Here is a 19,309-nt window from a genome sequence, read left to right on the forward strand (position 1 = left end):
TTTAACTAACTTTTTTGTCAAAATTTTATAAAAATGGATGGTAAGTACCGTGAAAAAAGAACTGTTATTCTCTAGTGTTAAATATAGATTTACACTTTTTTAGAAAATTAATTGTATTTTTATGTGGGAGACTCCGGCAAATTAATAATCTAAAACTTAACAAATGAAAAAATTCATAGTTAATTTGCTGTTTTTTTATTCAATTTTTACTTTACATTCTCAAAATCAGGAAGAAATCCTAGTTGATCAAATTTACAATTCACCTCAAGTTGAAGCTAGAGAGGTAACGTTGTATGATGCTAACGTACCAAGTTTTAATGTCGATAATTATGAAGAAAATTTAACCAAATCTCGGAAAAAACCGAATATAATATTGGTAATATCGGACCAATTCCGAAGACAAGCAATGGGCTTTATTAAAGACGGGGACCCAGTAAAAACACCAAAACTTAATAAGTATAAAAAAGAAGATGCTGTATTCTTTAGTAATGGTGTGGTTAATCGCCCGATTTGCGGTCCTAACAGAGCAAATATTTTAACAGGACAGTATAACATAACCAATGGTGTTTATGGAAATAAAGTTCGTCTTTCTAAGGAATCAACTACCTTGGGAGATATAGCCAAAACTAATGGTTATAGAACTGCTTATATAGGTAAGTGGCACTTGGATGGAGCAGGAGGAGCTGAAGGTTATGTACCAAAATCAAGAAGGCATGGCTTTGATAAATGGATTTTGACCAGAGGGCATTCGCCTTTTAAACAAAAGGTTTACATTGATGACTCACAAAAACCGACTACAGCTCCTGAATGGGAAACTACTTGGTTAACAAAAAAGCTGATTGGTTTTATTAAGAATAATAAGAAAAATCATAATAATAAACCTTTTTGTGCGGTACTTTCTATAGGACCTCCTCATACTGGTGGAGGACCTGGGTTTGAAGATAGGTATCAGCCTGGTAAAAGAACAAAGGACGGAAAGATTAAATATGGTTATGGATACGCCGCTCCTAAGAAATGGGAAGACTTGTATCCGAAACCTAAAGAGCTCTATAGAAGACCAAATGCAACAGATATTATTGCAAAAAACACAGGTGAAAAAGATGAAGTTTGGCCTGTTTTACCCGGATACTATGGAACCATTAGTTCTATTGATCATGAGTTTTTTAGACTTACTAAATATTTAAAGGATAACAATCTTTTTGATAATACAATTATAGTATTCACGGCAGATCATGGCGAAATGCTCGGTTCACATGGAAGAATGACCAAAGGTGTTTGGTATGAAGAGTCCGTAGGAGTTCCTATGCTGATATCTTATCCAGATAAGGTAGCTTCTAGAACTGAGGAAAGTCCAATGTCATCCGTTGATATTGTGCCAACTATTTTAGGATTGGCAGACATTGATATTCCAGATTTTATGGATGGATTCGATTACTCTAAATCCTTGAAAGGAGAACAAGATACTTTGCCAGAATATGCATTTTGCTCTTTTGATCAAGGAGGTGTAGGGAATGCAGATCGTTCATGGAGGTCTATCTATAGCGATAAATATACTTATGTATTAGCTAACTCTAGTTGGAAAAACTTTAGAGATCTTGATCATATTCGTAGAGAAGATAAGATGGTTTTATATGATAAAGTAAAAGATCCTTATGAAATGAATCCAATATACAGAGGAATGGGATATGATGATGTTATTGATGATTTACATAAAAAGTTAGTTGATCATTTAAATAAAATGAAGGATCCTTTTATAAAATTACAATGGATACCTAGCAATAGCATGCCAAAGTATACTTACAAAGACGCCTTGTATGCGAAGATTCCTCAAAAAGGGACTGCTAAAATGAAGAAGAGAAAGCGTAGATAAAAGGGCAACTAATAATTATAAATAAGAAGAAGCTTTAATCGTAAGGTGTTATAGTTAAGGTCTCTAGAGATTTTTTAAGATCCACAGTGCTTATTAATTTTTAAAGTGCTGTGGGTTTCTTTTTTAAAAGATGAAATATAAGGATAGTGAAGATTTTTTTATTGATTTAATTGTTTGGTTTTTAGTTGCTTGTATTGGTTTTTGAAAAATATTTGTATTTTTACACGGGAGACTCCGGCAAATTAATAACCTAAAACTTAACACATGAAAAATTTCATAGTTAATTTGCTGTTTTTTTATTCAATTTTCACTTTACATTCTCAAAATTCAATGGATGTTTCGTTTCTAAAAGATTCAGAAGCGTCTTATGTCCAAGTGAAAGATTTCAAAACAAACGCTAACCACAAAAATTATTCAACTTCAGAAGTTACTTCAATTGAAAAAAGATCAACACAGGAACGGAAACCAAATATTATTTTGGTGATTTCCGATCAGTGGAGAAGACAGTCGTTAGGTTTTCTTAGAGATGGAGATCCCGTAAGAACACCTAAATTAAACAAATATAAACGCGAAGATGCCGTGTTTTTTAGTAATGGAATTGTTAACCGTCCTATTTGCGGTCCGAATAGAGCAAATATTTTAACAGGGCAGTACAATATTACAAATGGTGTTTATGGAAATAAGGTTCGCCTTTCCACAGAGTCTAATACCTTAGGAGATATTACAAAACGCAATGGTTATAGAACAGCCTATTTAGGGAAGTGGCATTTGGATGAAGCGGGAGCTCCTGAAGGATATGTACCACCTTCAAGAAGACATGGTTTTGATAAGTGGATAATATCAAAAAATATTAGACCTAATAAACAACAATACTATGTTGATGATGCTCAAAATCCGATAACAACTTCTCAGTGGAGTCCAACTTGGTTAACAACAAAACTTATTAATTTTATTGGAAACCAACAGCAGAACAACAATGGTAAACCTTTTTGCGCGGTCGTTTCTTATGGACCTCCACATACTGCGGGTGGACCTGGATATGAAGATCGATATCAACCAGGAAAAAGAACAAAAGAGGGCGAAATTAAATACGGATATGGGTATGCTGCTCCTAAGAAATGGGAAGATAAATATCCTAACCCACAAAGTCTACCCAAAAGACCAAATGCAACTAAGATTACTGTAAAAAAGACTGGAGAGCAAGATGAGGTATGGCCGACATATGCTGGGTATTACGGAGCTGTTAGCTCTATTGATCGTGAATTTTTTAGAATTACTAAGCATCTTAAAGATAACAACCTTTTCGATAATACTATTATTGTATTTACTTCTGATCATGGAGAATTATTGGGGTCACATGGGCGTATGACCAAAGGAGTGTGGTATGAAGAATCTGTAGGAGTTCCAATATTAATATCATATCCAAATAAGGTTGCTTCTAGAACAGAAAAAAGCCCAATGTCATCTATTGATATAGTGCCAACGATACTAGGATTGGCGGACATTAATGTTCCGAGATATATGGATGGATTTGATTATTCAAAATCTTTAAGAGGAGAGCAAGATACGCTTCCTGAATATGCGTTTTGTTCTTTCGATCAAGGGAGCGCTGGTGGAACCGATAGAGCTTGGAGATCAATATATAGTGATGAATATACTTATGTATTAGCGAATAGTAGTTGGAGAAATTTTAGAGATCTTGATCATATCAGGGAAGAAGATAAAATGGTTTTATATGATAAGACGAATGATCCTTACGAAATGAATCCTATATACAGGGGAATGGGGTATGATGATGTAATTGACAACCTTCATCAAAAACTAGTTGATCATTTAGATAGAACGAATGACCCTTTTATCGAATTACAGTGGATACCTAGTAATAGTACACCAAAATATACACATATTGATGCTTTACACGCAACAATTCCTCAACCTCAAAACTCTCGTGCGAATAACGGTACTAAGAATGATAAGCGCGAGTTATCTCCAGAGGAAGAATTAAAAGATTTAGAAAGAAGTGAGTGCGGTCACGGATATGATGAAAATGGGAAAAAAGAGCATAAAAGAATATTATATCCTTCACCAGTTAGTACACGAATTAATTTTTATCATCCGCAACGAAATATTGAAATATTTAGTTTCAAAGGGCTAAGTGTTTTAAGTTATACAAAAGAAGAGAAAATAACTTCTTTGGATGTATCTGGTTTGAAACCGGGAGTATATTTTATTGTTGTTGATGGATTAAGAAAAGAAAAGTTTATCAAAAATTAAAGAACATATACTTTAAACACAAAACAAGAGCCTTAAGTTTTATTAAGGCTCTTGTTATTTATTTTACTCTGAACAGATTCAAAGAATCATTTAGTTTTAAATGGTAAGTTGTTTTCTTATTCGGCTTAACGATTGAGGTTCCATACCTAAAAAAGAGGCAATATTATCAATTGAAACATTTAGGGCTAGTTTTGGATAGTCATTCACAAATTTGACATACCTTTCTTTGGCAGTTAAAGTTTGAAAGTCTCGTACGCGATTTAACTTACAGTTCAAATGTTCGCTTGTAACTGTTTTTACAAATGTTTCCCAAAAATTAGTTTTGTTTTGTAGAAAATCATAATCAACTTTAGATAGTTTTAAGAGTTTACAATCGGTAATGGTTTCATAATAGTCTAAAGAAGGTGTTTCATTCATAAAGCTATCGAGAGAAGTGAAAAAATCTTGTTCATTTACAAATTGTTGAATAACAATTTTTCCGTCAATATTTTGAAAACCTTTCACAATACCATCAATAAGAAAGTAAATATAACGCTCTATTTTTCCAGCTTCTGATAAAGTGTGGTGAGCGGGAATGTTTTCAAAAACAAAATGTTTCTTGATTAATTCAATTTCGTCGGGTTGAATAGAAGTTCTTAATTTTATGTAGTTTATAAGTTCATTCATTGTTTGGAGAATTCAACTGATAAACTTAAAAAATGCCTTAGTTAATAGATAGTGTTTTGTTGTTAAAATTATCTAAGTATCTGTTAAAAATTCAAACAAACTTAAAATAGAACTTTCTAAAAAAAAATAAACTAATATATTTAGACGGTAGTTGTTTTTTTACTCGTGGAAATACTAGAAGCTATAATCTTTTCAAGAAGTGATATTTCACTACCTAGACCAACAGTTAAAAGCTTTGAACCCATTGTAGGAATTCCATTAAATGGTCGGATATAAGCTTCTCCATCTGGAGTACGTTCGAAATAGGTAAAGGTTTCTCCCCCTTCAATTTGAACACATCCTTTAACACGAAGGATACTTTTGGGAATGGCTTTGCAAATTAAATCAATGCTTTTAATATTTGGTAGTTGAGGTAAATCTATAGAGCAGGAAGCCCAATGAGCTTTGTGATGATCCATTTTCTCTGGAATGGAATTTAAAGGTAATAGTTGCGGCAATTTTGTAACTTCCAGATCATCTATGTTGACAATTTTTGCGTTCGGATTGATTTTTTTTACCTCATCAATCACTATTTTTTTTCGTTCTGGTGAGGCATTTTCAGTATGTGTTAAAACAATTAAAGAAGAAACTTGAATTTGATTTCTTTCTAACTCATTGTTTTCCCCACGTTTTTGCCAGTTTTTTACATCAACAACCGATATTTGAACAGGAGGCAGGAAACGATCCTCAATACCAACTCCTAAAAATTCTGAAAGAGCGCAGGCATCAGTTGTTCCGTTGGCTTCTATCAGTGTAATTCCTTTCTCCCTTGAAGGAATATTATTGACAAAATCACGTAGCGCATGAATACCACTACAACAAATGCAACTTCCACTAAGGGCTTTAATCCAGGTAGAATCCATATGTTCTTTAAATTGCTGAATGTCGAGATGCGCATTCTCGTAATCATTCAAAATTAAAAAGGGATTCCATCCTTCATTTAAATAATCGCTTACAAGGTGTTTTAATAAGGTAGTTTTTCCAGCTCCTAAAAAACCAACTAGTACAATGATTGCTTCTTTGTTATAAAGTTTGTCTGCCATAATAGATAAGTTTGCATTGCCTTAATAAATGGTATAAGCTATAAAAACCAACTGTGTTTTTCAATTTAAGGCTTAAACGATATTCCTGCAATACTAAGGTAAATCATTTGTATAGTCGTTGAATTTTAGAATTTTTAACAATATTCTTCTAGTTGGAGGTAGCATCAGGTTGAGTTTTACCTTTGTCTTTTAGTTTGTTGATAAAGTATTTGACTTCCTTACTATTGAAATTTTTGTGTTTTGAAGAATAAAATAAAGGCCTGTTTATTATCTCATCAAGAACAATTGGGCTTTTTATTAAATTGTCTTTTATTGCTTTTGTACAATAGGTTTTAGGAACAATACTGAACCCTGTATTTATTTTTAGAGCATCAATAATGTCTGCATATGAAGGAAGCACATACCGAGGAACTATTTTGGGTTTTAAGTTAAAGTAGTGTTCCCAAAATCTTTTTATTTCCCATTGATTATTATCGTAAACAAACCAAGTTTGTTTATGTAGCCATTGACTTAGTTTTTTATTATTGACAATTAATTGTTCAGGAATGGTAACGTCAGTTGAGCAAACAAGTTCGAAAGAATTATAGCCGATAGGTTCGAATCTATGATCGTAAACATTGTATTTTGGTATACCAGTCACCAATTGTATTTGATCATGCTCTAGAGCTTCTATAAGTTCCTTTTCGGTTCCAAATTGCACTGTAATAAACATATCAAAAGAATATATTTTATCAATTAACTCTTTTTTGAAATAATCTATTGTAGAGCCAATTGAAATTGCATGGCGAGTTTTTTTTGTTCTTTGACTAGAGTAATATTCAACCTTCTTCAGTTGTTCAAGAGGACTATTTATTTGGTTGTACAAAAAACTTCCGTACTCGGTGGCTGTCAATTTTCGAGTAGTTCTTTCAAAAAGTTTTTTACCTATATGTGCTTCTAAAGCCAATAAATGTTTACTAACACCGGGTTGAGTCATATTTAATTTTTTTGAAGCTTCAGTTATATTATGACATTCATATATAACACCGAAGGTTCTCAACCATTCTAAGTTAATCATAACTATAGTTATTAATTAGTGAATAAAAATAATGAAAATTATGAGTTTATGACATTTATATTTGCTTGAAAACTAAATATTATGTCGCAAACTTTAGTCGTGAGTTACACACCCAGAATTGGTTCTTATACCAAACAATTAGTAGATCAATTTATTGATTCAGCAAAGAATAAAACTAAAATTAAACACTTTGATTTGGTTGAAACTCCACCAGATTTACTACTCAGAGAAAATTTAAACTTAATGATGGAATGGAATGAAGGGAAGAGAGATTTTTCTAAGAAAGAAATGGCTATTTTATTCAATCACCATGTACTGATAGAAGAGGTTTTGATAGCAGATCATATTGTACTTGCTTTCCCTATATATAATTTTACAATGCCAGCCGCAGTAAAAGCATGGATAGATGCTATTGTTGTTAGTGAAAAAACCTTTTCATTTACTCCTGAGAGTGGTTTCAAAGGATTATGTAAAAATAAAAAAGCTTTGTCAATTATTGTAGCGGGGTTTGATTATAATAGTTCAGAAGACTACAAGGAATTTGCCTCTTCCACAATAAAACAGAATTTTGATTTCATTGGAGTACCTTCTGAGCAAATTTCAGCATTTGGCGTAAATGAGAATAAAGAACATGTTGATTCTATTTTAAATCAAGCAAAGGTCGAGTTAAAAACAACAATTTCCAACTGGTTTGGAACTGAATGTCTAGATTGAACTTAACCAAGTTTTTTTAAAATGAAGCAACGACCAAAACAGCATTAATGGCGCTAAAACAAGTGCCATTAAATTTTCGTTTAGTATAAATTCACCACGAGCTAATTCTGTCAATGTGTAAATCAATTCTACCACCCAACTCCAAATAGATACCATAAAAGCTCCTTTTTCTTTAATAAAAAGACCACCATATAACCTAGCCAAACCCAGAGATAAAAACAAAATTCCTACCAATCTTGGATAAGTATTGTTATTACTTTCAATATCAAATTGAGGTAATAGTGAAAGTAAAAAATCGGGTTGTACTTGAGAAAGGATGAAAATAATAAGGTCAACTATGAAAAAGAAAATAAGTAAATACTTTAAATATTTTTCCATGCGAATAAACGATTTAGATTATTTAAAAGTCGGTTTTTAGCTTGGTTGTCAGTTAAATATACAGTTTTTTATTTAAAAGAATCAATCGTAATCACTAGAGGAATGAAAGAGGAATTTATGCATTAAGCCATTTTCTTTTAAAGATAGAAAAGATACTTTGGATCATAAAAATTGTAGTTTTAAAGGTTTTTTTTTGAAATCAAAATACCTAAATTAGTAGAAAGCGTAAAAACTCTATATTTGTAGTATGCTTTCAAAGAAAACAAAATACGGGATTAAGGCACTTACTTTTATTGCTAGACAAGAAAAAGGAACTAAGGTTCAGATAGCTACTATATCTGAACAAGAAAATATTTCGCATAAGTTTTTAGAAAGTATATTACTAACATTAAGAAAAGCAGGAGTTCTTGGAGCTAAAAAAGGAAAAGGTGGTGGATACTATTTGTTAAAAGAAGCCGAAGATGTTAAAATGACGGAAGTTATTCGAACATTAGAAGGTCCAATAGCTATGGTTCCATGTGTTAGTTTAAACTTTTATGAAAAGTGCGATGACTGCCCAGATGAGGACGCCTGTTCTGTGCATAAATTAATGATTCAAGTGCGTGATAACACTTTGAATGTTCTTCGAAATACAACCTTAGCCGACTTGGTATAATTGTTATATTAATCTTATCGAATTGTTAATTTTTTAATTTTTTCTTTCATATTAAATTAGACTCTGTATATTTGTCAACTCTAAAACCTACTAATCCGATAGGGTAAAGGTATTTAAAAATGATTGTAGAACAAGTATTAGAAAATAAAACCAATTATAGCGTAGATAAGGAATCTGAGAAACCAATTAGAAGTGTAGTAAAATCAATTAGTTGGAGAGCAGTTGGAACTCTTGACACCATTCTAATTTCTTGGATTATTACAGGACAAGTAAAAACAGCCTTATCTATTGGAGGAATAGAATTAGTAACAAAAATGCTCTTATATTTTTTTCACGAAAGAGTTTGGAATAGTATAAAATGGGGTAAAAAATGAGTTTAGAAATGATTGATTTAAAAGTAGTAAACGAACAATTAAAAGACAAAACACCTAAAGAAATTGTGCAGTGGGCCTTAGATATGGCTTTAAAACCAGTGGTTACTACAAACTTTAGACCTTATGAAGGTGCTATTCTACATTTAGTTACTTCATTAAATAATGATATTGAGGTTATCTGGTGTGATACAGGATACAATACCCCTCAAACTTATAAGCATGCTGAAGAACTAATTCACAAGCTTCAATTAAATGTTCAGTTATATGTTCCAAAGCAAACGGTAGCTCATAGAAATGTAACCTTAGGATTACCAACTGTTGATGATCCCAACCATGCTTTATTTACAGAACAAGTAAAGTTGGAGCCATTTAAAAGAGCCATGCAAGAGCATAAACCTGATGTTTGGTTTACCAATTTAAGAAAAGGACAAACTGCTTTTAGAGATAGTATTGATATTGTTTCACAGAGCAAAGACGGATTAGTTAAAGTAAGTCCTTTTTACAATTATTCAGACGAAGAATTAGATCAATATTTAGAAGAGTTTAATATACCTAACGAATTCAAATATTTTGATCCCACAAAAGTAGAAAATAACAGAGAGTGCGGTTTGCATGTTTAAAAAAATAGAATAGGAAGATGAATACGAAAGAAATTAGAGTAGGAGCCTTAGAAAGCGAAGCCATATATATTTTAAGGGAAGTAGTCGCTCAATTTGAAAAGCCAGTGTTATTGTTTTCAGGAGGGAAAGATAGCATAACACTGGTGCGACTTGCTCAAAAAGCATTTTACCCAGGTAAAATTCCTTTTCCATTGATGCACATTGACACAGGACATAATTTCCCTGAAACTATTGAGTTTAGAGATCGTTTAGTTGAAGAACTTGGAGTTGAGTTAATAGTGAGAAATGTTCAGGATAACATTGATGCAGGAAAGGTAAAAGAAGAAACAGGAAAGTATGCAAGTAGAAATATGTTGCAAACTGAAACTCTTTTAGATGCTATTGACGAATTTGGTTTTGATGCTTGTATTGGTGGTGCACGAAGAGATGAGGAAAAAGCCAGGGCTAAAGAACGTATTTTCTCAGTGAGAGATGATTTTGGTCAGTGGGATGAGAAAAACCAACGCCCTGAGTTGTTTGATATGTTAAATGGACGTATCGATTTAGGTCAAAACGTAAGAGTTTTTCCAATTTCTAACTGGACAGAATTAGACGTTTGGTCATATATACAACAAGAAGGAATTGAAATACCATCAATATACTTTGCACATAAAAGAGAAACTTTTGTTAGAGACGGACTTATTTGGTCTGCAAATGACGAAGTAGTTTATAGAGAAGAAGACGAAACAGTTGAAGAACGAATGGTACGTTTTAGAACGGTTGGAGATATGAGCTGTACAGCGGCAGTATTATCATCGGCAGCCGATATTGATACAATTGTTGACGAAATAAGAGTATCAACCATATCCGAGAGAGGAGCTAGGATTGACGATAAGCGATCTGAAGCCGCGATGGAGAAAAGAAAGCAACAAGGATATTTCTAAAAGATTAAACGTAACCTAAACAAACAAAAACAAAAGCGATGAATGTACTAAAAATAGCAACAGCAGGAAGTGTAGATGATGGAAAGAGTACGTTGATAGGACGAATTTTATACGATACAAAATCATTAACAGACGATAAATTAGAAGCTATTGAAGAAAAGAGTAGACAAAGAGGATTTGACTATTTAGACTTTTCTTTAGCAACAGACGGATTAGTAGCGGAACGTGAGCAAGGAATTACGATTGATGTAGCTCATATCTACTTTTCAACACCAAAAACTAGCTTTATTATAGCCGATACTCCTGGTCATATAGAATATACTAGAAACATGGTAACAGGAGCATCAAACTCTCAAGCATCCATCATTTTAGTAGATGCTAGAAATGGAGTAGTAGAGCAAACATACAGACACTTCTTTATCAATAACTTATTGAAAGTAAAAGATGTTGTTGTTGCTGTAAATAAAATGGATTTAGTGGATTTTTCACAAGAGAAATTCAACCAAATTAAAGGGGAAATAGAGTATTTAGCAAGTAAAAGCGAATACCAAAATCAAAATATAACATTTATACCAATTTCAGCACTACATGGTGATAATGTAGTAGACAGATCTGATAGAATTGATTGGTATAATGGACAGAGTTTATTAGATCATCTTGAGAGTTTAAACCCTGAGGATATTCAAGAAGCCTCTCAAGTTCGTTTCCCTGTGCAAAATGTAATTAGACCTAAAACTGAAGAATACCATGATTTTAGAGGATATGCAGGAAAGTTGTATGGAGGAGATTTAGCAGTAGGTGATGAAGTAACCATTTTACCTTCGGCTACAAAGTCAAAAGTAAAAAGTGTTCATTTCTTTGATAAAGAGTTTGAGGTAGCAAAAAGAGGAAGTTCAATAAGTATCACTTTAGAAGATGATGTAAATATAAGTAGAGGAGATATGATTGTTAAGGCTGGTGAAGAGCCAGAAGTAGTGAAACAATTAGACGCTACTATTTGTTGGATGGATAAAACTCCTTTACAGGCTTCAAATAAGTATTACATCAAGCATGGAGTAAATGATGCTCAGGTGAAAATTGTGAATATATCTTCAACTATTGAAACGGATTTCTCTGGAAAAAAAGAATCTTCGAATCAATTAACATTAAATGAAATTGGTGAAGTTTCTTTAAAAGTAAGCAAACCATTATTTGTTGATAGTTACAAAAACAATAAGGCTAATGGAGCATTTATTTTAGTAAACCCTAAAACCAATAATACCGCTGGGGTAGGTTTTATTAAGTAAACGAATGATCGATGGCAATAATTATAACAGACGAATGTATAAACTGTGGGGCTTGTGAGCCAGAATGCCCAAACACAGCGATTTACGAAGGAGCCGTAGATTGGAACTATAGCGAAGGAACTTCCCTTAGTGGAAATGTACATTTTCCTAGTGGAAATGAAGTAGATGCAGACGAAGATCAGGAACCAATTTCAGATGAATATTATTTCATTGTTGCTGATAAATGTACAGAGTGTAAAGGATTTCATGAAGAGCCACAGTGTGCGGCGGTTTGCCCTGTCGATTGCTGTGTGCCAGATGAAGATAATGTAGAATCGGAAGAAGAGTTACTTGCAAAACAGAGCTTTTTGCACAATTAAAAAACACTTTGAGGCGAATGAGGCCTACAAAGAAAACTATTAAAAATCATGCAAAGTTTTAGATCAGAAATAGAAAACCCAGTTGTAGAGAAAGATATTCTAGAATTAGAACGTAAAATACGTTTATTTAAAGAAGGTCAAATAGATGAAGAACGTTTTAGAAGTTTACGTTTAGCGCGTGGAGTATACGGTCAACGTCAGTTAGGTGTTCAAATGATTCGTATAAAATTACCGTATGGTAAAGTAACTAGCGAACAACTGCACAGAATTGCTGATGTTTCGGATGAATATTCTCGTGGACGCTTACATATTACAACGCGCCAAGATATTCAAATTCACTATGTGAGTTTAGATAGAACCCCGGAACTATGGGCGCAATTGGAAAAAGACGATATTACATTAAGAGAGGCCTGTGGAAATGCAGTTCGTAATGTAACTGCATCGGAAACAGCAGGAATTGATCCTAAAGAACCATTTGATGTAACACCATATGCGCATGCAACATTCGAGTTCTTTTTAAGAAACCCAATTTGTCAAGAAATGGGAAGAAAGTTCAAAATGTCATTTTCGGCGACTGAGGATGATAGTGCTATCAGCTTTATTCATGATTTAGGTTTTATTGCTAAAACTAAAAAAGTAGGAGATAAAGAAATCAAAGGATTTAAAGTGTTGTTGGCTGGTGGACTTGGATCTCAACCTCGTCAGGCAGATGTAATGTATGAGTTTTTAGAAACTGATTTATTAATACCTACAATTGAAGGGGTATTAAGAGTTTTTGATCGTCATGGAGAAAGAGCAAAACGTGCGAAGGCAAGATTAAAATTCTTAGTAAAAAGCTTAGGATTAGACGGGTTTTTAGCATTGGTTGAAGCTGAAAAAAGAGCATTGGCTTATCAAACTTATCCAATTGATACTTCAAAATTCGAACAAGAAATAACTTTTGGAACTGATGAAATTCCTCCAGTAGTCATTGAAAGTCTTGATGAGTATAATCAATGGAAGAAAACAAATGTTCTAAAACAAAAGCAAGAAGGTTTATATGCTGTCGGAATTAAAGTTCATCTAGGTGATTTTTATACAGATAAAGCGAGATTATTAGCAGACTTAATAAAGAAATATGCAGCAAATGAATTACGTTTTACGTTACGTCAAAACATCTTAATTCGCCACGTAAGAGAAGAGTTTTTGCCTGTGTTTTATGCAGAGTTAAAAAAACTAGGTTTTACAGATACTGGATATAATAGTCTTTTCGATATCACAGCATGTCCAGGAACCGATACCTGTAATTTAGGAATTGCAAGTAGTACAGGAATAGCAGCACAGTTAGAAAAAGTGTTAAAAGCTGAATACCCTCATTATGTAGATAATACTGATATCACTATTAAAATTAGTGGATGTATGAATGCTTGTGGACAACACAATATGGCTCATATCGGTTTCCAAGGAATGTCGGTAAAAGTAGGAGCATTATTGGCACCAGCATTACAAGTCTTAATAGGAGGTGGTATTGTAGGAGATGGACAAGGCCGTTTTGCAGATAAATTAGTAAAAATACCAAGTAAAAGAGGGCCCGAAGCTTTAAGAATATTATTGAATGATTTTGAAGCTAATAAAGAAGAAAACGAAGAATTCTTAAGTTATTATGATAGAAATGGAAAAACATATTTCTATGATTTACTAAAAGAATTATCGGACACTTCAAATTTAACAGATGAAGACTTCATCGATTGGGGGCATAATGAAAAGTATGTAAAAGCAATTGGTGTTGGAGAGTGTGCTGGAGTAGTTATTGATCTAGTAGCGACTTTATTGTTCGAAAGTGAAGAAAAAATTGAAAATGCTTCGGAAGCTTTAAACGAAGGACAATGGTCTGATAGTATTTATCACTCTTATGCTGCAATAATCAACACAGCAAAGGCGCTATTAACGTCTGAAGGAGCTAAAACAAATACACAAGCTGGAATAATTACTAGCTTCGATAAGGTATTTGTTGAAACAAATAAGATAGAATTACCAACAACTTTTTCGGAATTGGTATATCAAATAAATCAAAATGAGCCAACAGAGGCTTTTGCAAAAAAATATTTACAAGAAGCTAAAACTTTCTATACAACAATTGATGCTTATAGAAAAGTGGAAGTGGCATTAGAAAATTAAGTAAGCAGGGCGACCTTGAGTTAAATAGTTGATTGTCGCCCTGTGTTTTAAAATTGAATAAAAATGAACAAGCAACCCAAATTAACAGTAGTAGGAGCAGGACCAGGTGATGTTGAGTTAATCACGTTGAAAGCTATAAAAACGTTAAAACAAGCAGATGTTGTTTTATATGACGCTTTGGTAAATCCAGAACTTTTAGAGTATGTGAATCCAATGGCAGAAATGATTTTTGTAGGAAAACGTAGAGGTTGTTACCGATATCAACAAGAACAAATTAATGAGTTGATTGTTGCTAGAGGTCATTCTCACGGACACGTGGTTCGCTTAAAAGGTGGAGATCCTTTCATTTTTGGTCGTGGTGCCGAAGAAATGGAATATGCTGCCGAGCACGGTTTGTTGGTTGAAATGGTTCCAGGGATATCGTCATCATTGGCGGTGCCTGCTTATCAAAACATTCCTTTAACTAAAAGAGGAAGTTCTGAAAGCTTTTGGGTAATTACCGGAACAACAAAACAACACAAACTTTCAACTGATGTGGCTTTAGCAGCCAAATCGAACGCGACTGTAGTAGTGTTAATGGGAATGGGAAAGCTGGCTGAAATAGTTGCTTTGTTCAAACAAGAAGGAAAAGCTGAATTACCAGTAGCTATTATTCAAAACGGAACCACACCTCAAGAAAAAGTAGGAATAGGAACAGTTGAAACTATTGAAGAAGTAGTAGAAGAAAATCAATTAAGTAATCCTGCGATTATCGTTTTAGGTAGTGTGGTAAACCATAGAGAACAATTGTTGAATTTGCAAAATCAAGTTGCTTTAAAAGCCGTAATTTAATGATAGAAGATAGAAATAACTTGTACCCAATTTTCTTAAAAGTAGAACAATTGGAAGTGTTAATAGTGGGTGGAGGTTTTGTAGCAGAAGAAAAGCTTTCCTTTTTATTAAAATCAAGCCCTAATGCAAAAGTAACTATGGTAGCTCCTTTTTTCAGAAAGGATACTCTAGAAGAAGCAAAAAAGGGAAATGTTACTATTATTGATGATGTATACCAACAAAAATATTTAGAAGGAAAACATATGGTAGTTGCTACTACCGACAAACCTGAAATAAATATTGATGTATATGAGCATTGTAGAGAACGATCAATTTTGGTAAATGTAGCTGATAATCCACCGTATTGCGATTTTTATATGGGCGGTATTGTTACTAAAGAGAATGTGAAAGTAGCCATTTCTACCAATGGAAAATCACCAACAACAGCAAAACGATTACGTCAATTTTTTGAGGAAGTAATTCCAGATGATATAAATCAATTAGTGAAAAATTTAAATAATTATAGAAAAACTATCAAAGGAGACTTTGAACAAAAGGTGGAAGAATTAAATAAACTTACTGAAAATTTAGTAGCTCACCATAGTACAAATTCTTAAGATAATAACAAAACAAGTAAAAAAACATACCACGAAGGAGTAATAAATCTCACTCAGTTAGTTAAATAAAGAGAAATGATAAAGACAGATATATTAATTATAGGAGCGGGGCCAACGGGTCTATTTACAGTATTTGAAGCAGGATTATTAAAATTACGTTGTCATTTAATTGATGCCTTACCACAACCAGGAGGGCAATGTTCTGAAATTTACCCGAAAAAACCAATATATGATATTCCAGCATATCCAGAAATTTTAGCTGGTGACTTAACTAAAAATCTAATGGAACAAATTAAACAATTTGAACCTGGATTTACTTTAGGAGAGCGTGCTGATACTATTGAAAAACAAGAAGATGGTACTTTTATAGTAACCACTAATAAAGGAACAAAACACCAAGCACCAGTAGTAGCGATAGCAGGTGGATTAGGAAGCTTTGAACCTCGTAAGCCTAAACTTGAGAATATAGCCAAGTTTGAAGATAATGGTGTGGAATACATGATTAAAGAACCTGAGCTATACCGAGATAAAGATGTAGTAATTGCAGGAGGAGGAGATTCAGCCCTTGATTGGTCTATTTTCTTAACAGATGTAGCAAAGTCAGTAACGTTAATTCATAGAAGAAATGAGTTTAGAGGAGCTTTAGATTCTGTAGAAAAAGTACAAGAGTTAAAAAACTTAGGAAAGATAAACTTAATTACTCCAGCTGAAGTAAAAGGAATTTTAGGAGATGACAAAGTTACTGGAGTAGTTGTGGAGCAAAAAGACAAAGAACCATTTATCATTGATACGGATCATTTCATTCCATTATTCGGATTGGCTCCAAAATTAGGACCTATTGCGAACTGGGGATTAGAAATAGAGAAGAATGCTATTAAAGTAAATAACGCATTAGATTATCAAACAAACGTTCCAGGGATTTATGCTATTGGTGATGTAAACACATATCCAGGAAAATTAAAGCTAATATTATGTGGTTTCCATGAAGCAACGTTAATGTGTCAAAGTGCTTACCAGAGAATTCACCCAGATAAGAAGTATGTTATGAAATATACTACAGTAGGTGGAGTTGAAGGATTTGATGGAACTAAAAAAGAAGCGCCGAAAGCCGTAGTTAAAGCAATAGAATAATGGAGCAAGATGTAAATATAAAAATAACTGATCGTGAAGGTGTAATGCATGAGGTATTAGCACCGACAGATATGGCAATGAATTTAATGGAGTTAGTTCGTTCTTACGAGCTAGCTCCTGAAGGAACCATAGGAGTTTGTGGTGGAATGGCTATGTGTGCTTCATGTCAGTGTTATGTGAAAACAGATCATAACTTGCCGGAAATGACGGATGATGAAGATGCAATGCTTGCCGAAGCTTTTGATGTTCAGGATAATAGTAGGCTAGGCTGTCAAATACAAATAACACATGAATTAGAGGGATTAGAAATAGAGTTAGCACCAGAAAGTTAATTACATTTGCAACATAAAGGGAAATAGAAATGCAATTCAAACAATACAATTTATCATTAAAAGATGATGTAGAAAACTTTACAAAACAACTGTTTTATTCATTATTTGATGATGTATGCCAAAAAAAGGCCCAGCATTTAAAAGATAGTTTTATCAATATTTTAAATGGATTATGTATTGAAAATGCCGAAAGTGTATGGGAAGTATATCAACAATCTTTTTGTGAAATAAGAGAAAAGTTAGATTTAGATGCCCAAGCTTTTGAAAGAACGGACCCTGCTTGTAAAAGCTTGGGAGAAGTTTATTTGGCTTACCCAGGTTTTCATGCTATTGCAGTACATCGGTTAAGTCATGAGTTGTATAAAATAAACCTACCTATTTTACCAAGAATGATGAGTGAATATGCTCATGGTTTAACTGGAACTGATATTCATCCAGGAGCAACTATAGGAGATTCATTTTTTATAGATCATGCAACTGGAATTGTTATTGGAGAAACAACGGTAATAAAAAACAACGTTAAAATATACCAGGGAGTCACTTTAGGTGGTTTGCAAGTTAAAAAAGAGCTGGCATCTGTAAAAAGACATCCTACAATTGAAAATAATGTAACTATTTATGCAAATGCTACAATTTTAGGAGGAAATGTGGTGGTTGGATCGGATAGTATTATTGGTGCAAATGTTTGCGTAACCGATTCGGTTCCTGAGGGATCAATAGTTACTTATGAGTCAGAAAATAAAATTACTACCAGAAAGTCATATGCAAAATGACTTTCAATAAAAAAGACTAGACAGATGAAGACTATAACAATTACAGATAGTATTGGAAATACACCTTTAGTAGAGATATCATCTTTAATAAATAAAGAAGGTGTTAGACTCTTATTGAAATTAGAAGGGAATAACCCAGGAGGTAGTGTTAAAGATAGAGCTGCTTACAATATGATTGCAGAAGCAATACATAGAAAAAACATAAGAAAAGGAGACTACCTAGTGGAAGCTACCAGTGGAAATACTGGAATTGCTTTGGCTTTAATGGCAAAGGTATTAGGAGTGAATATGGTGTTGGTAATGCCAGAAAATGCTACGGAAGAAAGAGTAAAAAGCATGAGGTCTTATGGCGCAGAAGTGATACTAACTCCTGCAAGTGAAGGAATTGAAGGTTCTCGTGATAAAGCAATGGAGCTTCGTTACAAAGAAGGATATTTTATGTTGAATCAGTTTGAAAATAATGATAACTGGAAAGCTCATTATAAAACAACAGGACCTGAAATTTGGAGAGATACTGAAGGAGAAGTAACTCATTTTGTATCTGCAATGGGAACTACAGGAACAATCATGGGAGTTTCTACATATTTAAAAGAACAGAATCCAGATATCCAAATTGTAGGAGCACAACCAAAAGAAGGCTCGCGTATTCCTGGAATTAGAAGATGGTCTCCAGAATATTTACCAAAAATATTTGATAGAAAAAAAGTTGATCAAATATTAGAAGTTAGCGCCGAAGAAGCTACAGAGTTGACTCGAAGATTAGCAAGAGAGGAAGGAATTATGGCAGGAATGAGTAGTGGAGGAGCTTTAAAGGTAGCATTAGAAGTGGCTAATAAAATAGATAAAGGAGTTATCGTTGCTATCGTTTGTGATAGAGGAGATCGTTATTTATCTTCTGACTTATACGATTACGGTATTTAGTAAATAAAGAAATTGTAAAATATTATTATTAACAAGTTGCCTTTATTGGTAACAGTAGTAAAGTTGTATCGAGAATTATGTATGAGTTCTCGATACAATTTTTTTTTGTTCAAATAATAAGAAGGTTGAAGTAGTATCGAGAAAAAATAAAAGGTTCGAATTATTAAAGACTTCTCGATACAAAATTTCATTTCGTTTTACTCCATGAAATTTCACTCGAAGTTGTAAAGGTTAACTAATTCGTTGACAGTTTTGGTTAAAAATATTAGGAGCTACACCATTCAGACTTTGGTGTGGTCTTTCTTGATTG

Annotated in this window: 20 protein-coding genes; 16 read left to right on the forward strand and 4 right to left on the reverse strand. The window is 33.3% G+C overall.

Features of this window, described 5'->3' with window-relative positions; all coding sequences use genetic code 11:
• Positions 1–163: 163 nt before the first annotated feature.
• On the forward strand, positions 164–1,870 hold the full coding sequence (locus tag ACKTTV_RS19095) for a sulfatase-like hydrolase/transferase (protein ID WP_408032480.1): 1,707 nt from the start codon (positions 164–166) through the stop codon (positions 1,868–1,870).
• A 264-nt stretch (positions 1,871–2,134) separates the two neighbouring features.
• Positions 2,135–4,144: a sulfatase-like hydrolase/transferase gene (locus tag ACKTTV_RS19100; RefSeq protein WP_408032481.1), complete on the forward strand. Its 2,010-nt coding sequence runs from the start codon at positions 2,135–2,137 to the stop codon at positions 4,142–4,144.
• Positions 4,145–4,240: 96 nt separating this feature from the next.
• On the opposite strand, the gene ACKTTV_RS19105 is transcribed toward ACKTTV_RS19100, so the two are convergent.
• The 3 genes from ACKTTV_RS19105 to ACKTTV_RS19115 all read right to left on the reverse strand — a co-directional run bounded on the left by ACKTTV_RS19105 (position 4,241) and on the right by ACKTTV_RS19115 (position 6,949).
• On the reverse strand, positions 4,241–4,810 hold the full coding sequence (locus tag ACKTTV_RS19105; RefSeq protein WP_408032482.1) for a Crp/Fnr family transcriptional regulator: 570 nt from the start codon (positions 4,808–4,810) through the stop codon (positions 4,241–4,243).
• A 140-nt stretch (positions 4,811–4,950) separates the two neighbouring features.
• Positions 4,951–5,892, reverse strand: a complete 942-nt coding sequence (locus tag ACKTTV_RS19110; RefSeq protein WP_408032483.1) for a GTP-binding protein — start codon at positions 5,890–5,892, stop codon at positions 4,951–4,953.
• Between the two features lie 148 nt (positions 5,893–6,040).
• The gene (locus ACKTTV_RS19115; protein ID WP_408032484.1) at positions 6,041–6,949 is read right to left on the reverse strand and encodes a LysR family transcriptional regulator; all 909 of its coding nucleotides are present in this window, start codon (positions 6,947–6,949) and stop codon (positions 6,041–6,043) included.
• 81 nt (positions 6,950–7,030) lie between these two features.
• Between ACKTTV_RS19115 and ACKTTV_RS19120 the strand changes: the two genes are divergently transcribed.
• Positions 7,031–7,663 carry an NAD(P)H-dependent oxidoreductase gene (locus ACKTTV_RS19120; protein WP_408032485.1) on the forward strand — a complete coding sequence of 211 codons (633 nt, stop codon included), beginning with the start codon at positions 7,031–7,033 and terminating at the stop codon, positions 7,661–7,663.
• Here the strand turns inward: ACKTTV_RS19120 and ACKTTV_RS19125 are convergent.
• Entirely contained in the window at positions 7,655–8,041 is a 387-nt protein-coding gene (locus ACKTTV_RS19125; protein WP_408032486.1) for a hypothetical protein, read from the reverse strand. The two genes, ACKTTV_RS19120 and ACKTTV_RS19125, sit on opposite strands and share 9 nt — an antisense overlap.
• Positions 8,042–8,288: 247 nt before the next feature.
• Here ACKTTV_RS19125 and ACKTTV_RS19130 point away from each other — a divergent pair, with 247 nt between their 5' ends.
• From ACKTTV_RS19130 to cysM, 13 genes are all read left to right on the forward strand, one after another.
• On the forward strand, positions 8,289–8,696 hold the full coding sequence (locus tag ACKTTV_RS19130) for an RrF2 family transcriptional regulator (RefSeq protein ID WP_408032487.1): 408 nt from the start codon (positions 8,289–8,291) through the stop codon (positions 8,694–8,696).
• 119 nt (positions 8,697–8,815) lie between these two features.
• On the forward strand, positions 8,816–9,070 hold the full coding sequence (locus ACKTTV_RS19135) for a DUF2061 domain-containing protein (protein WP_408032488.1): 255 nt from the start codon (positions 8,816–8,818) through the stop codon (positions 9,068–9,070).
• Positions 9,067–9,690 carry a phosphoadenosine phosphosulfate reductase domain-containing protein gene (locus tag ACKTTV_RS19140; RefSeq protein WP_408032489.1) on the forward strand — a complete coding sequence of 208 codons (624 nt, stop codon included), beginning with the start codon at positions 9,067–9,069 and terminating at the stop codon, positions 9,688–9,690. The genes ACKTTV_RS19135 and ACKTTV_RS19140 overlap by 4 nt, the downstream gene beginning before the upstream one ends.
• Before the next feature lie 17 nt (positions 9,691–9,707).
• Entirely contained in the window at positions 9,708–10,613 is a 906-nt protein-coding gene (gene cysD / locus ACKTTV_RS19145; RefSeq protein ID WP_408032490.1) for a sulfate adenylyltransferase subunit CysD, read from the forward strand.
• A gap of 38 nt (positions 10,614–10,651) precedes the next feature.
• Positions 10,652–11,899, forward strand: coding sequence for a sulfate adenylyltransferase subunit 1 (locus ACKTTV_RS19150; RefSeq protein ID WP_408032491.1), 1,248 nt, complete (start codon positions 10,652–10,654; stop codon positions 11,897–11,899).
• Between the two features lie 11 nt (positions 11,900–11,910).
• Positions 11,911–12,258 carry a 4Fe-4S dicluster domain-containing protein gene (locus ACKTTV_RS19155; RefSeq protein ID WP_408032492.1) on the forward strand — a complete coding sequence of 116 codons (348 nt, stop codon included), beginning with the start codon at positions 11,911–11,913 and terminating at the stop codon, positions 12,256–12,258.
• 48 nt (positions 12,259–12,306) lie between these two features.
• Positions 12,307–14,415 carry a HEPN domain-containing protein gene (locus ACKTTV_RS19160; protein ID WP_408032493.1) on the forward strand — a complete coding sequence of 703 codons (2,109 nt, stop codon included), beginning with the start codon at positions 12,307–12,309 and terminating at the stop codon, positions 14,413–14,415.
• Between the two features lie 63 nt (positions 14,416–14,478).
• The gene (gene cobA, locus ACKTTV_RS19165) at positions 14,479–15,246 is read left to right on the forward strand and encodes a uroporphyrinogen-III C-methyltransferase (protein WP_408032494.1); all 768 of its coding nucleotides are present in this window, start codon (positions 14,479–14,481) and stop codon (positions 15,244–15,246) included.
• A complete protein-coding gene (locus ACKTTV_RS19170) occupies positions 15,246–15,842 on the forward strand; it encodes a precorrin-2 dehydrogenase/sirohydrochlorin ferrochelatase family protein (RefSeq protein ID WP_408032495.1) in 597 nt (198 codons plus the stop codon). The genes cobA and ACKTTV_RS19170 overlap by 1 nt, the downstream gene beginning before the upstream one ends.
• 75 nt (positions 15,843–15,917) lie before the next feature.
• Positions 15,918–16,973 (forward strand): NAD(P)/FAD-dependent oxidoreductase, encoded by a 1,056-nt coding sequence (locus ACKTTV_RS19175; RefSeq protein ID WP_408032496.1) that lies wholly within the window; start codon positions 15,918–15,920, stop codon positions 16,971–16,973.
• Positions 16,973–17,305, forward strand: coding sequence for a 2Fe-2S iron-sulfur cluster-binding family protein (locus tag ACKTTV_RS19180; protein ID WP_408032497.1), 333 nt, complete (start codon positions 16,973–16,975; stop codon positions 17,303–17,305). The genes ACKTTV_RS19175 and ACKTTV_RS19180 overlap by 1 nt, the downstream gene beginning before the upstream one ends.
• 29 nt (positions 17,306–17,334) lie before the next feature.
• Positions 17,335–18,078, forward strand: a complete 744-nt coding sequence (gene epsC, locus ACKTTV_RS19185) for a serine O-acetyltransferase EpsC (RefSeq protein ID WP_408032498.1) — start codon at positions 17,335–17,337, stop codon at positions 18,076–18,078.
• Positions 18,079–18,102: 24 nt separating this feature from the next.
• Positions 18,103–18,999 carry a cysteine synthase CysM gene (cysM, locus tag ACKTTV_RS19190; protein WP_408032499.1) on the forward strand — a complete coding sequence of 299 codons (897 nt, stop codon included), beginning with the start codon at positions 18,103–18,105 and terminating at the stop codon, positions 18,997–18,999.
• Positions 19,000–19,309 lie beyond the last annotated feature (310 nt).

Source organism: Tenacibaculum xiamenense, assembly GCF_964513065.1.
GTDB classification, from domain to species: Bacteria; Bacteroidota; Bacteroidia; order Flavobacteriales; family Flavobacteriaceae; genus Polaribacter; species Polaribacter xiamenense.